This window comes from Sulfitobacter sp. S190, from assembly GCF_025141935.1.
Lineage (GTDB): Bacteria > Pseudomonadota > Alphaproteobacteria > Rhodobacterales > Rhodobacteraceae > Sulfitobacter.
In genome coordinates this window covers 3477346-3489893 of the sequence record NZ_CP081120.1, presented here as the reverse complement: position 1 = coordinate 3489893, position 12548 = coordinate 3477346, and the positions used below count along the sequence as shown (strand labels likewise).

10 protein-coding genes are annotated in these 12548 nt (G+C 59.8%); 5 read left to right on the top strand and 5 right to left on the bottom strand.

What is annotated here, in order from left to right:
• Window positions 1–1581: a Hint domain-containing protein gene (locus tag K3756_RS17360; RefSeq protein ID WP_409202446.1), complete on the bottom strand. Its 1581-nt coding sequence runs from the start codon at window positions 1579–1581 to the stop codon at window positions 1–3.
• A 262-nt stretch (window positions 1582–1843) separates the two neighbouring features.
• On the opposite strand from K3756_RS17360, the gene dapE reads away from it, so the two are divergent.
• The 3 genes from dapE to rnr are packed head-to-tail and all read left to right on the top strand — an operon-like array spanning window position 1844 to window position 5719.
• Complete coding sequence (dapE, locus tag K3756_RS17355) at window positions 1844–2989, top strand: succinyl-diaminopimelate desuccinylase (protein WP_259989601.1); 1146 nt, start codon at window positions 1844–1846, stop codon at window positions 2987–2989.
• Window positions 2986–3408: a GNAT family N-acetyltransferase gene (locus tag K3756_RS17350; protein ID WP_259989599.1), complete on the top strand. Its 423-nt coding sequence runs from the start codon at window positions 2986–2988 to the stop codon at window positions 3406–3408. The genes dapE and K3756_RS17350 overlap by 4 nt, the downstream gene beginning before the upstream one ends.
• A gap of 37 nt (window positions 3409–3445) precedes the next feature.
• Entirely contained in the window at window positions 3446–5719 is a 2274-nt protein-coding gene (gene rnr, locus K3756_RS17345; protein WP_259989596.1) for a ribonuclease R, read from the top strand.
• Here the strand turns inward: rnr and K3756_RS17340 are convergent.
• Window positions 5716–6411, bottom strand: a complete 696-nt coding sequence (locus K3756_RS17340) for a glutathione S-transferase family protein (RefSeq protein ID WP_259989594.1) — start codon at window positions 6409–6411, stop codon at window positions 5716–5718. The two genes, rnr and K3756_RS17340, sit on opposite strands and share 4 nt — an antisense overlap.
• Before the next feature lie 102 nt (window positions 6412–6513).
• Between K3756_RS17340 and K3756_RS17335 the strand changes: the two genes are divergently transcribed.
• Together K3756_RS17335 and K3756_RS17330 are read left to right on the top strand one after the other, a co-directional pair.
• Window positions 6514–7284, top strand: a complete 771-nt coding sequence (locus K3756_RS17335) for a YafY family protein (protein WP_259989592.1) — start codon at window positions 6514–6516, stop codon at window positions 7282–7284.
• 10 nt (window positions 7285–7294) lie between these two features.
• Entirely contained in the window at window positions 7295–8485 is a 1191-nt protein-coding gene (locus K3756_RS17330) for a lytic murein transglycosylase (protein ID WP_259989590.1), read from the top strand.
• 8 nt (window positions 8486–8493) lie between these two features.
• Here K3756_RS17330 and K3756_RS17325 read toward each other — a convergent pair whose 3' ends face one another.
• The 3 genes from K3756_RS17325 to K3756_RS17315 all read right to left on the bottom strand — a co-directional run bounded on the left by K3756_RS17325 (window position 8494) and on the right by K3756_RS17315 (window position 12532).
• Window positions 8494–9672 (bottom strand): ABC transporter permease, encoded by a 1179-nt coding sequence (locus K3756_RS17325; RefSeq protein WP_259989588.1) that lies wholly within the window; start codon window positions 9670–9672, stop codon window positions 8494–8496.
• A 12-nt stretch (window positions 9673–9684) separates the two neighbouring features.
• The gene (locus K3756_RS17320) at window positions 9685–11325 is read right to left on the bottom strand and encodes an ABC transporter permease (protein WP_259989586.1); all 1641 of its coding nucleotides are present in this window, start codon (window positions 11323–11325) and stop codon (window positions 9685–9687) included.
• A 100-nt stretch (window positions 11326–11425) separates the two neighbouring features.
• Window positions 11426–12532 (bottom strand): extracellular solute-binding protein, encoded by a 1107-nt coding sequence (locus K3756_RS17315; RefSeq protein ID WP_259989584.1) that lies wholly within the window; start codon window positions 12530–12532, stop codon window positions 11426–11428.
• Window positions 12533–12548: the final 16 nt, after the last annotated feature.

The following is a 12548-nucleotide window of genomic DNA, read 5'->3' as shown; positions in this document are numbered from 1 at the left end:
TCAAGCCACCTGTGCTGCGCGCAGAAGTTGCGCTTCGTATCGTTTCAGGGTCCGACGGGCCGCAGCGGGATAACCGGTGCCGGTATCGGGATCGAGTTCGGGAAAGAGCGCGTAGATTTCTGCCACCACGTCAGCCTCGAAGCTGTGCGAGGTCTGGGGGCCGGGCAGAAAACTCTCGGTCTCCAACCCTTCGGAAAATACGACCTGATGGCGATCGAACATGAGGTGAACGTATGTCACATCGCCCCCTTCACACCGGACGATGGAACGGTCGTTGACCAGATCACGGGCGGCCACCAATACTTCGGTTTCGCCAAACAAAAGCTCTGCCAGACTGTCGCGGATGAGCACCCGGTGCAGGGGAGACACCAACAGGTCGCGATGCTGGCCCAGCGTGTTCGCTTTGATGCGGATGGGGGCGAAATCACCACTGGCCTTGACCGTGCGCGAACCGATCCAGCGCAAGGGCTGCGCGCCTTCGTCTTTTGTCATCACCAGATCGCCGGGCACCAGCCGTTCGGCGCGCGCATCGCCCTGCGGCGTCGCGATCAGCGTACCTGCGACAAAACAGGGGACAGAGGTCGCGTTGATAAAACCGGTATCGGAATTGGCACCATTGGTGACCGTATAGGTAAAGTTGAAATCTTCCTCATCGCCGTCGCCCACCACCTCGAGCGTGCCATCCGCGTTCAGCGTGACTTCCTGCCCGGTCGGCAGGACAACAACCGACCCCACGACAACGGGCTGGCCATTGATGTGGGTAATGGTCAGCACGCCCGGCCCGTTGTTGATGTCATTGTCGAGCACGTTGAGGGTCGTCGTCCCATCGGGATAGACGTTCACGTCGTCGGAAATCGCGACAAGATTGGTCTGGACTGAATCCCCCGCGATCAACACGTTCGAATCGAAGGCGCTGTCGGACACGTCGGCGACAGCGATGCGCATCGAATTCACGACGTTGGGGTTCACGACCATCGTCAGCGTCATCGTGATGGTGAAACCGTCCATTTCCGTATTGAAGTCGTCGGACTGGTTGTTCACGTACATGTTGATATTGTTTGTGGTATTGATGTTGCCGGGATCGGTATCGCCGTCGCCGACATCAAGTTCGACCTGCTGCCCGTTGATCCAGACCCCGAAGAAATCCTGATAAATCGAGTTCTCAAATTCCGGGTATTCCTCGGAGCTGAACACAAACTGCATCGTCATCACGTTCGTGTCGGGGATGAAATCGACGTCGAGCGTGGCGGCGTCGTAGGTCCGCGCGCCCGCTGCCGTGTTGTATTGATTGAAGTTGTTGGTCCCCGACGTGTTCGTCGAGGTATTGGTATCCTGATTGGCCTGACCATTGCGGTTGGTGAAATCGTCCGCGTTACCTGTCGAGAGAATGACACCGGTATCTCCGGGCGTCACGCCGGGGGCCGTGTTGTCCCCATCGCTATAGATGCCCGCGCTGTCGTTATCGCCGAAATAGGTCGCACCGACAACGGTAACGCCATCGCCGAAAATCTCTTGCGCCATGTCATCTGCATCAACGCCGTTTCGGACTGTTTGTATCGGAAGCTTGGACGCCCGTACCATATTCTGCTCACCACACTTGTGAGACAGCGCACAACAGCGATCGGCAGCGGTGTTTCCGCTGCTCATTGGTGGTTCTTTTGAACCAATCCGCCCCTGTTTTCAGGTGACGAAACTGCTTTGCCCTGCCTCGGGTCAATTTTTATAGTGCCGACGTTACCACAATTTTGCCGCAAATGAAGCGGGAACTGGGCAGGCCGCACGGGGCTGGCACTTTTTGACCACAGGGAGGATAAGAAGGCAGCCGCGTCTGAAAGGAACCGTTATGCCACCTGTCGATCCCGTTGCCCTGACCGCCGAATTGGTCCGATGCCCATCCGTGACACCGGAAGATGCGGGGGCGCTGGACATTCTGCACCGGCTGCTTGGGGATGCGGGTTTCGAGTGTGCCTGGGCGGACCGCGGCGGTATCCGAAATCTGTTCGCCCGTTGGGGCACCAAGGGCAATACGCGCAGTTTCGGCTTTAACGGCCACACGGATGTTGTGCCGATAGGCGACGAATCTGCCTGGACCAAGCCGCCCTTCGGGGCAGAGATACACAACGGTGTCATGTACGGGCGGGGCACGACCGATATGAAATCGGGCGTTGCCGCCTTTGTTGCTGCGGCAGTCGACTTCGTGCGTAACACCCCACCCGACGGCTCCGTGATCATTGCCATCACGGGCGACGAAGAAGGCGACGCCACCGATGGCACCACCGCCCTGCTGGAGTATATGCAGAACCACGGCGAGCGGATGGACGTCTGTCTGGTGGGGGAGCCGACCTGCCCCGACACGATGGGCGATATGATCAAGATCGGCCGCCGCGGGTCGATGACCACGTGGTTCCGGATTATCGGGAAACAGGGTCACTCCGCCTATCCGCACCGCGCGAACAATCCGCTACCTGCCATGATGCAGTTGATGGACAGATTGGCCAGCCATACGCTCGACACCGGTACCGACCATTTCGACCCTTCGACGCTGGCCATCGTCACCGTGGACACCGCCAATCCGGCAACGAATGTCATTCCGGCGGAATGCACATCGGCCATCAACATCAGGTTCAACGACACGCATTCGGGCGCAAGCCTGACGGAATGGATCGAGGCCGAAGCATCGCGGATCGCGGACAGCTTTGGGGTGCAGATCGAAACAAAAACCAAGATTTCCGGCGAGAGTTTCATCACCCCACCCGGCGATTTATCTGCGCTAGTGGCTGCAGCGGTGGAGGCCGAAACCGGTATCACGCCCGAATTGTCCACGACCGGTGGCACTTCCGACGCCCGGTTTGTGAAATCGCATTGTCCGGTCGTGGAATTCGGGTTGGTTGGCCAATCCATGCACCAAGTCGATGAACATGTCGCCGTTGCCCATATCGAGCAGCTGAAATCGATATACGGGCGTATTCTGCGGGATTATTTTGCATGATCGTGATTGCGGCGACCGAAGATACGGAAACCTGCTTTGCCCTGCGTCACGAGGTTTTTGTGCAAGAACAGGGATTTTCCGAAGAAGGCGAAGTTGACGACAAGGATGCGGCCAGTCTGCACCTAATGGCCCACCAAGGGGATACCCCCGTGGCCACGGCGCGCGTTTTTGTCGATGGTTCGGACGCGAAAATAGGCAGGGTTTGCGTGGTTCAAGACCTGCGCGGTCGTGGTTTGGGGGCCGATCTTATCGAGGCCTGCAAAGATCTTGCCGCGCAGCAGCCCGGCGTAACACGTGCAATCCTCGGCGCGCAGGCAACGGCGACCGGATTCTACGAAAAACTGGGGTTTGTGCCGTTTGGCCCGCTTTACGATGACGAAGGCGTGCCGCACCAATGGATGGCGTGCGATCTAAAATAATGTGACGCCGGGGGGTGCGCGTGCTACCTGCCAAGGCATGAGTAAAATTCCCAGCAAGCGCGAGATCCTTGAGTGGATCGAAGTCAATCCAACACTGACGGCCAAGCGCGACATCGCCAAGGCGTTCGGCATCAAGGGTGCTGCACGCATCGACCTCAAGCGCGTTCTCAAAGAACTCGAAGCCGAGGGCCATTTGGAGAAGCGCAAGAAAACCTACCGCGACCCCGACCGGCTGCCACCGGTGTCCGTTCTCGTTGTGACGGGGCCGGACGGTGACGGCGATCTGTTTGCCAAGCCGATGGAATGGGACGGTGAGGGGCAGGAGCCGGTCGTTCTCTTGATCCCGCGTGCAGCTGATCCCGCGCTGGGCGCCGGTGATCGCATTCTTGCCCGGCTGACGTTGGTCAAGAACGAGGATCATCACTACGAAGGGCGATTGATCCGGCGCATCGGCACCAATCCCAAGAAAATCATGGGTATTTTTCGCAAAGGTGCGGAAGGCGGGCGTATCCATCCCATCGATAAGGGGGCCGACAAGGAGTGGACCGTCGCGGCGGATGCAATGGCGGGCGCGCAGGATGGAGAGCTTGTCGAAGCGGAACTGGCCGGACCGAAAGGCCGGATGGGCCTGCCGCGTGCGCGGATCGTGGAGCGTTTGGGCGACCCGTCTCAGCCGAAAGCGGTATCGGTGATCGCCATTCACCAGCACCAGATCCCCGACGATTTTCCCGATGATGTCATGGCCGAGGCAGATGCCGCCGTGGCAAAAGGGCTGGAGGGCCGCGAAGATCTGAGGGACTTGCCCCTTGTCACCATTGACCCGTCAGATGCCCGCGATCACGATGATGCCTGCTTTGCCGAAGCCGATCAGGACCCCGATAATGAAGGGGGGCACATCCTCTGGGTCGCGATTGCCGATGTTGCAGCCTATGTGACGCCGGGCTCCGCGCTCGACCGCGAGGCGCGCAAGCGCGGCAATTCCACATATTTCCCGGACCGCGTGGTGCCGATGCTGCCTGACCGGCTATCGGGGGATCTGTGTTCGCTGCACGAAGGTGTGGAGCGCGCCTGCGTCGCGGTTCGGATGGTTCTTGACGCGGACGGAAACAAACTGCGGCACAGCTTTCATCGGGGGTTAATGCGCTCTCCGGCCAGTTTGCACTACGAAGAAGTGCAGGCCGCCGTGGACGGTGAACCAAATCCGCGGACCGAAGCACTTCTGGATGATGTAATTCGCCCGCTTTACGCGGCCTATGCGGCGTTGGTTCGTGCGCGCGCGCGACGCCAGCCGCTCGAGCTTGATCTGCCGGAACGGCGGATCGAGTTGGCTGAGGACGGCACGGTGAAATCCGTGAATTTCCGCGAACGTCTGGATGCCCACAAGCTGATCGAAGAGTTCATGGTGCTGGCAAACGTTGCCGCCGCCGAAACGCTGATCGAGAAAAAGACGCGTTTGTTGTTCCGCACGCACGAAGAACCCACGCAGGAAAAGCTCGATAACTTGCGCGAAACCGCTGCGGCGGCCGGTTATCAGTTGGCCAAGGGTCAGGTTTTGCAGACGGCGCACCTGAACCGGTTACTGGATCAGGCGGCGGGATCGGACGATGCCGAATTGATCAATATATCGACCCTCCGGTCCATGACACAGGCCTACTACGGCATCGACAGGATCGGCCATTTCGGGCTCGCTTTGCAAAGCTACGCGCATTTCACATCCCCCATTCGCAGGTATGCCGATCTGATCGTGCACCGGGCGCTGATCACCGCGCACGGCTGGGGTGACGACGGTCTATCGCAGCACGACATAGACGATATGGAAGCGACCGGTGCGCATATTTCGGATACGGAGCGCCGGTCGATGATCGCGGAGCGCGACACCACCGACCGTTATCTGGCGCATTTCCTGTCCGAACGCGTGGGTGCCGAAATGACCGGGCGGATCAGCGGCGTGGCCCGCTTTGGCGCCTTCGTGAAGCTGGACGAAACCGGTGCCGACGGCCTTATCCCCATGCGCAATATCGGGCGGGAGTATTTTCACCACGACGCAGAGGCTGGCACGCTGATGGGCGCTGATAGTGGCCGTATGATCGGTTTGGGTCAGCGCGTCACCGTGAGGCTGTCCGAAGTGACGCCGGTGACCGGCGGCATCGCTTTGGAACTTTTGACGATCGAGGATGAGGCAATGCCGCGCGGTGACGGCCGCAGGCGTAGCCCAGCAGGGCGATCGCGAGCGCGTCCGAAGGCCAAGAAGGCGAAGACAAAGAAGGACAAGCTGAAGCGCAAGCTCAAGCGGAGCCGGACACGGGACTAACCGCCCATCGCGTCCCGGCACCGCTGGGCGTAGGCGCCGAGAACCGGATCGTCTGCGATCCTGCGTGACAGGGGTGTTTGCACTGGCGCCGACATCATGCAGCAAAGCATGGCCCCCACAGACGTATCTGCGGCGCTGGGACGATCGCCAAACAGGAACTTTCCCTGCCACAGCCGTGCGGCGATGGCTGTGAGGTCCGGCTCAACGCGGGCAAGGCGCTCTGCCGCGCTCAGCCGCCCGAGGCCCTGGACGTGCATGCCGCGCAGTAGTTTCTTGCGCAAACTGCCGGACACAAGTCCGCGCAAAGGGCGCGGCACATCCGCGAAAAACTGTTCGCGGATCACAGCCCAGATCGCATCATTGCCCCACCGGTCAAGGACCTGATGAAAATACATGTGCTCTTCGGCCATCCGAATGAAGGCGCGGGCATTCGCTTTGTCCAGATCGGACAGGCCTGTTTCGAAATCATGACCCTGACTTTCGAGATAGCCGCGGATGTCGTCACTGTCTGCGATGATACCGCCGTCCACTTCGAGGGCGGGCAGTTTTCCTTTAGGCATCTTGCGTGGATCGGTCAGGACCCGCCGCTGCCAAGGTTGGCCAGAGAGATTCAGGAGCCAGATTGCCTTGATGCTGAAGGGGCTTGCGCTGATTTCGCCAAAGGCGGGGCCGAAGGTGAGAAGCGTAAGCATGGCGGGTCTCCTGTGACTGAAAGCGATGATCCCGAAGTATCTTGCCCCGTTGACAGAAACTGGCAGGATGAAAGCGGATAGTGACCCGTGAAAGGAACGGTCATGACGCGGACACACAGGCTCTTTCAGTTGATGCAGGTTTTGCGCCGCCTGCCTTCGCCGGTCACGGCGCGTGATCTGGTGAATGAAACCGGAGTGTCGCTGCGCACCATCTACCGCGATATCGACGCGCTGCGCGGCTTGGGTGCGGTGATCGATGGTGAAGCCGGTTTCGGATACACGCTGATCGAAGACGCAGCGCTGCCGCCGCTTTCGTTCAGCGACGACGAGCTTGAAGCGCTTGTTCTGGGACTGCGCGAAGTGAAGGTGATTGGTGATCCTGCGCTGGCGAAGGCGGCCAGCGTGGCCCTGAGCAAGCTCAAGGCACGACTGCCCGCCCGCCAGACCCACCGGCTGCAACACGCGGTGCTGGACGCCCGTCGCTGGGGCCGGCCACCCGAGCCGGGCATCGACGTTGTGGATCTGCGCAAAGCGACCTGGGACGAGGCGACCATCGCCCTCGAATATGCGGACGCACAGGGGCGGGTTTCCTTGCGCGAGGTCGATCCGCTGAGCATCGTGTATATGCAATCGTCACATATGCTGCTCGCCTTTTGCCATCTCAGAAAGGATTATCGGGTTTTTCGGCTGGACCGGATGCGGGCAATGGCGCGCACCGGTGCCTCGTTCAGACCGCGGCGCGTGCCGATGCTGCGGGAGCATATGGCGCGGTTGCGGGCATTGGCCCTGGAAAAGGCCAAAGACCGCTCATCTGATGCCGCGCCTGTTCCAGCGCGCCAAGAAGGTGACTACTCTGCGCAGGAAGAGAATTGAGGGGGTTTCAATGCGTGTCTTTCCAACGATGCTTGTCTGCTTGTTGCCGCTGGGGGCCCTCGCGCAAGAGCTGGATGATGCGGGCCTGCGCGCGTGGATCGAAACATTCCGTGACCGTGCGGTTTCTGCCGGGATCACGTCAGAGACGTATGACACTGCCATGGGCGCGGTCCGATTTGCACCCGAGATCATCAAGCGTGACCGCAACCAGTCGGAATTCACCAAGACGATCTGGGACTACCTGTCGACCGCCGTCTCGGACGTGCGGGTGGCGAATGGCAAGGCGGCGCTGAAGCGTGAACAAACCGCGTTGACCGAAATCAGTGATGCATACGGCGTTCCGGCAGAGATCATTACCGCGATCTGGGGGCTGGAGAGCGCGTATGGCACATTCCGCGGGTCCGATCCGGTGCTCGATTCGATGGTATCGCTCGCCTATGACGCGCGACGCGCGGCGTTCTTCGAAGACCAACTGCTGGCCGCTTTGCAGATCCTGCAGAAGGGAGACACCACACCCGACCAGCTGCGCGGAAGCTGGGCGGGGGCGATGGGTCACACGCAGTTCATGCCGACCTCGTTTCAGGATCACGCAGTCGATTGGACCGGCGACGGGCGCCGCGATATCTGGGGAGAGGATCCGAAGGATGCGCTGGCGTCGACAGCGGCGTATCTGAAGGCCAACGGATGGACCACGGGCCAGCCGTGGGGCTTCGAGGTCGTGCTGCCGGAGGGCTTTGACTACCGGCTTGCCGACCGGACCGTGCAAAAAGCGCCAGAGGAATGGGCCGGGCTGGGCGTGCGCAGTGCTTCGGGGCAGTCATTGTCGGACACGGGGCCTGCATCCATCTTGCTGCCCGCGGGCCATGAAGGAGTGGCATTCATGATCTTCGATAATTTCGAGGTTCTGGAAAGCTATAATACCGCAGATGCCTATGTCATCGGGGTCGGTTATTTGGCGGATCGGATCGCAGGAGGTGCGCCGCTGCAAGGCAACTGGCCCCGACAGGATCGGGCGCTGAGCTATGATGAGCGGATTGAGCTGCAGGAACGTCTGCGCGACGCGGGATTTGACCCGCAAAAGATCGACGCGAAAATCGGGCCGCTCACCGTGAATGCGGTGCGCGACTGGCAAGCTGCACAAGGTCTGATACCGGACGGATATGCGTCTCTGCGGCTATTGGACCGGCTGAGAGGCGGTTGAAGACGCGATCAACCGGGGCTCATGCCACGCAGACGCTCCGAACGCCGCCGCAGGAGTTCGACAACCGTCAGCAGGCAGACCGAAATGAAGACGAGGATCGTCGCAACCGCCAGAATGGTAGGGCTGATCTGTTCGCGCAAACCGGTAAACATCTGCCACGGGAGCGTTTTTTGACCCGCCGATCCGACGAAGAGCACGACGACAACTTCATCAAATGACGTGATGAAGGCGAACAGGCCGCCCGAGATCACGCCCGGCAGGATCAGAGGCATTTGCACGCGGAAAAACGTTGTGACGGGATTCGCACCCATATTCGCTGCAGCACGTGTGAGCGACCGGTCGAACCCGACCAAAGTGGCCGTGACCGTGATAATCACGAAGGGAATACCCAAAGCGGCATGGGCGAGCACGACACCGATATACGTGCCCTGAAGGCCCATGCGGCTGTAGAAAAAGTACATACCCGCCGCCGAGATGATCAATGGCACGATCATGGGTGAAATCAGAATAGCCATGATCGCGCGACGGAACGGAACGTGTGGCTGGCTGAGGCCAATGGCGGCAAGCGTGCCGAACGTGACGGACAACAGGGTCGCAACCGGTGCAATCTTGACCGAGTTTGCAAGCGCGTTCTGCCAGTCATCGTTGGTAAAGAAATCGCGGTAGTGCTTGAGCGAATAGCCTTCGGGATCGAAGCGCAGCATTTCAGGTGTGAAGGTAAAGAAATCCTCTGCATTGAAGCTGAGCGGCATCACGACGAGGATCGGCGTGATCAGGAAAACAAAGATCGCGCCGCACAGGGTTCTGAACGCAAAGTGCCAGAACACCTGACCGGGTGTCAGGTAGGGGGCGATGCGCGCACGATAGCGACCCTCGTAGAGCCAGAAGATCAGAAAGCCGAAAAACCAGCCAAAAAAGCCCCCGACCACGAGGCCCGGGAAGCCGGCCAGAGCGAACCCGGCGGCTGCCATGACGACAAAGAGCGCCCAGCGTCCGATTTTTTCGTTCTTGATGACCTTGGTCAGCACGAAGGCCGCCAGCGCCATGAGAACGGCACCCCCGATCATACCGGTCAGGACGGACCCTTGGCCTGCGCCGACAAAGATGCCGAAGAACGCGCCAAAGGCGGCCACCGTCGAGACATAGAATTGCGGCTCGGTGCGCGAGATGGGTGTGAGTGCAGCCATGGTTCTGCTCCGTTATCCGAGTTTCACGTTGTCGATGCCGACAATCTTGTCATAGGCGTAGTAGAGGATCAGCACGGCCCCGAGCAGGATAGCGCCCAGCGCCGCTCCGAGACCCCAGTTGAGCGAGCTGGAAATATGGTAGGCAATCCGGTTGGAGATGAACGTCCCCGACGTGCCGCCAACGATTTCGGGCGTGATGTAGTAGCCGATCGCCAGAATGAACACGAGGATCGACCCCGCGCCGATACCGGGCACCGACTGCGGGAAATAGACCCGCCAGAACGCCGTGAAGTTTGTGGCACCCAGCGATTTCGCCGCACGCAGGTAGCTGGGCGGGATCGTCTGCATCACCGAATAAAGCGGCAGGATCATGAAGGGCAGCAGGATATGCGTCATCGCGATGATCGTACCGGTCTGGTTGTTGATCAGCGCGAGCCTGTCATCGGTGGCCACAAGCCCGAGCCACACGAGCGTATCATTGATGACACCCTGCTGTTGCAGCATCACCTTCCACGCCGAAGTCCGCACCAGCAGCGATGTCCAGAAAGGCAGCAGAACAAGGATCATCAGCAGGTTTGCCGTGCGCGACGGCAGGTTCGCCAAAATCCACGCGACCGGATAACCCAGCAAAATGCAGGAAATCGTGATGGTGAGCGACATCACCATCGTACGCCAGAACAGGATGCCATAGATGCGCTGGCTTTCGGGGCGCAGCTCCGGCCCGTCCACCGATTTTTGCATATCGACCGCGTTGAGGAAGTAACCGTTGGTCAGCTTCGGGCTGTAAATCTTGATGGTCTGCCAGACGTCCATCGCATGCCAGTCCTTGTCAATGTCGACAAAGGACTGTTTGAAATCGACCGTCTCGAAGGCGGGGGCCGCTTCTGTCGCTGCCGAAAGCTCTTCGGCTGCGGGGCCGCTCCATGCGCGTATGGCATCGGCGTTCGGTCCGGTCATGTCTGCGTGCAGCGCGGAATAGACGATGGCCCAGGGGTCTTCCTTGTAAAGATTGTCTTCGTCTTCGACCTGTACGAACTGTGCAAACCGCGCATAGGCATCTGCGGTCTTGGGCAGCATCACGTCGATGCCTTCGCGCAATTCGAAACGGGGCTGGCGGGCATCGGATTTATCGTCCCAGGCCTGAATATCGGCCAGCCATGCGTCAGAACCCATGAAGCTGTTCCAGTTCTCGCCTGCTTTCCAGAAATCGTTCAGGTCCTCGAACTGGTCCTGATAGACTTCGCCCATGTCTTCGACACGGCGACCGGATTTGCGGAACAGCGATGAAACGCCGGTCAATTCATAGTTCAGCCGCGAGCCGAGACGCGTGTGCAGCTTGGCCTCCTGGGCGTAGAAGATATCTTCGTAGAGCGCCTCGAAAACGGGTTCATCGGGGATTTCACCGCCGTCGCCGTCCCATTCGGTCAGCATCTGCGTTGTGCGCGGCAGGGTTTCCGACACGATCTGGTTTTCCACCGAGCGGAACAACATGTCCGCGATCGGGGCGATAAACGTCACCAGCACGAAGATCAGCAAAGGCGAGATCAACGCGAGTGCACGCAGCTTTTGCAGCCGCAGTGCGCGGTTCAGGGACCGTTTGAGAGGCGTGCCATCGGCTGCCAGAACCGGGCCGTTTGTTGTTTGATCGCTCATGTGATCCCCGTTCGGATGGGTGCGGAATTGGTAAATGGACAAATGGAATAAAGTGGATGAAGGGGGCCGCTTCGGGCCCCCTTCGAAAGCCGCTAGGGGCTTATTTTACCAGCCAAGCCTGGAATTTCGCGTCGATGTCGTCGCGGTAGTCAGCCCAGAACTCGTAGTTGTACAGGAACGTGTTCTCGGCGTTCGCTGGATCGGTTGGCATGTGAGGCGCCATATCGATACCCAGATCGGCGTGCTTGCCGACCAGCGGCGCGGAAGACGCACGTGCAGGACCGTAGGAGATGTATTTCGCCTGATCGGCCAGACGCTGTGTGTCTGTCGCGAACTTGATGTAGTCACGCGCACGCGCTTCACGCTCGGGGCTCAGGCCTGTTGGAATGATCCAACCGTCCAGATCGAACATCTGTGCGTCCCACAGCATGCCGATAGGCTGGTCCTGCTCGACGATGGCCGAGAACAGGCGACCGTTGTAGGTCGAACCCATGATGACTTCGCCGTCCGCAAGCAGCTGGGGCGTGTCGGCACCGGCGGACCACCACACTACGTCGTCCTTGATGGTGTCGAGCTTGGCCAGAGCCTGGTCCTGACCTTCTTCGGTTGCCAGCACATCATAGATCTCGTCTTTTGCGACACCGTCGCACAGCAGAGCCCATTCCATGTTCGCAATCGGACGCTTCTCGAGGCTACGCTTGCCGGGATACGCGTCTGTGTCGAACACGGCGCAGACATCCGTTGGAGGCGTATCACCCACCAGGTCGGTGCGGTAGCCGAACGTTGTGGAGTACACGATCTGCGGAATGAAGCAGTCGGACACCAGCAGATCGCCAAAATCGTCCGCGGCAGAGGTGCCGTCGGGCGCTGCGGCCAGATCTTCATCAGGATCGATTTCCAGCGCGAGACCTTCGTCACACAGACGGATCGCATCGGCTGCAACCACGTCGACAACATCCCACGTGACATTGCCCGCTTCGTTCATCGCGCGCAGTTTCGCAACCGCTTCGGCGGAGGATTCATCGTTGATGATCTTGACGCCAGTGTCGGCCATATAGGGGTCGTGATAGGCTTTTTGCTGGCTGTTGGAATACGCGCCACCCCACGACACGATGGTCATTTCATCGGCCATGTGGCCATCGGCGAAGGACATACCGGCCGCAACAGTCAGTGCGGTGGTCGCCATCAGCGTTTTGGTCATTTTCATTGATAGTCTCCCAGTT

Excerpts from the sequence above, each read along its gene's own strand:
- K3756_RS17335 (WP_259989592.1), top strand. The coding sequence starts at position 6,514 with ATGACGCGGACACACAGGCTCTTTCAGTTGATGCAGGTTTTGCGCCGC.
- rnr (WP_259989596.1), top strand. The coding sequence starts at position 3,446 with ATGAGTAAAATTCCCAGCAAGCGCGAGATCCTTGAGTGGATCGAAGTC.
- K3756_RS17360 (WP_409202446.1), bottom strand. The coding sequence starts at position 1,581 with ATGGTACGGGCGTCCAAGCTTCCGATACAAACAGTCCGAAACGGCGTT.
- K3756_RS17320 (WP_259989586.1), bottom strand. The coding sequence starts at position 11,325 with ATGAGCGATCAAACAACAAACGGCCCGGTTCTGGCAGCCGATGGCACG.
- K3756_RS17325 (WP_259989588.1), bottom strand. The coding sequence starts at position 9,672 with ATGGCTGCACTCACACCCATCTCGCGCACCGAGCCGCAATTCTATGTC.
- dapE (WP_259989601.1), top strand. The coding sequence starts at position 1,844 with ATGCCACCTGTCGATCCCGTTGCCCTGACCGCCGAATTGGTCCGATGC.
- K3756_RS17315 (WP_259989584.1), bottom strand. The coding sequence starts at position 12,532 with ATGAAAATGACCAAAACGCTGATGGCGACCACCGCACTGACTGTTGCG.
- K3756_RS17350 (WP_259989599.1), top strand. The coding sequence starts at position 2,986 with ATGATCGTGATTGCGGCGACCGAAGATACGGAAACCTGCTTTGCCCTG.
- K3756_RS17330 (WP_259989590.1), top strand. The coding sequence starts at position 7,295 with ATGCGTGTCTTTCCAACGATGCTTGTCTGCTTGTTGCCGCTGGGGGCC.
- K3756_RS17340 (WP_259989594.1), bottom strand. The coding sequence starts at position 6,411 with ATGCTTACGCTTCTCACCTTCGGCCCCGCCTTTGGCGAAATCAGCGCA.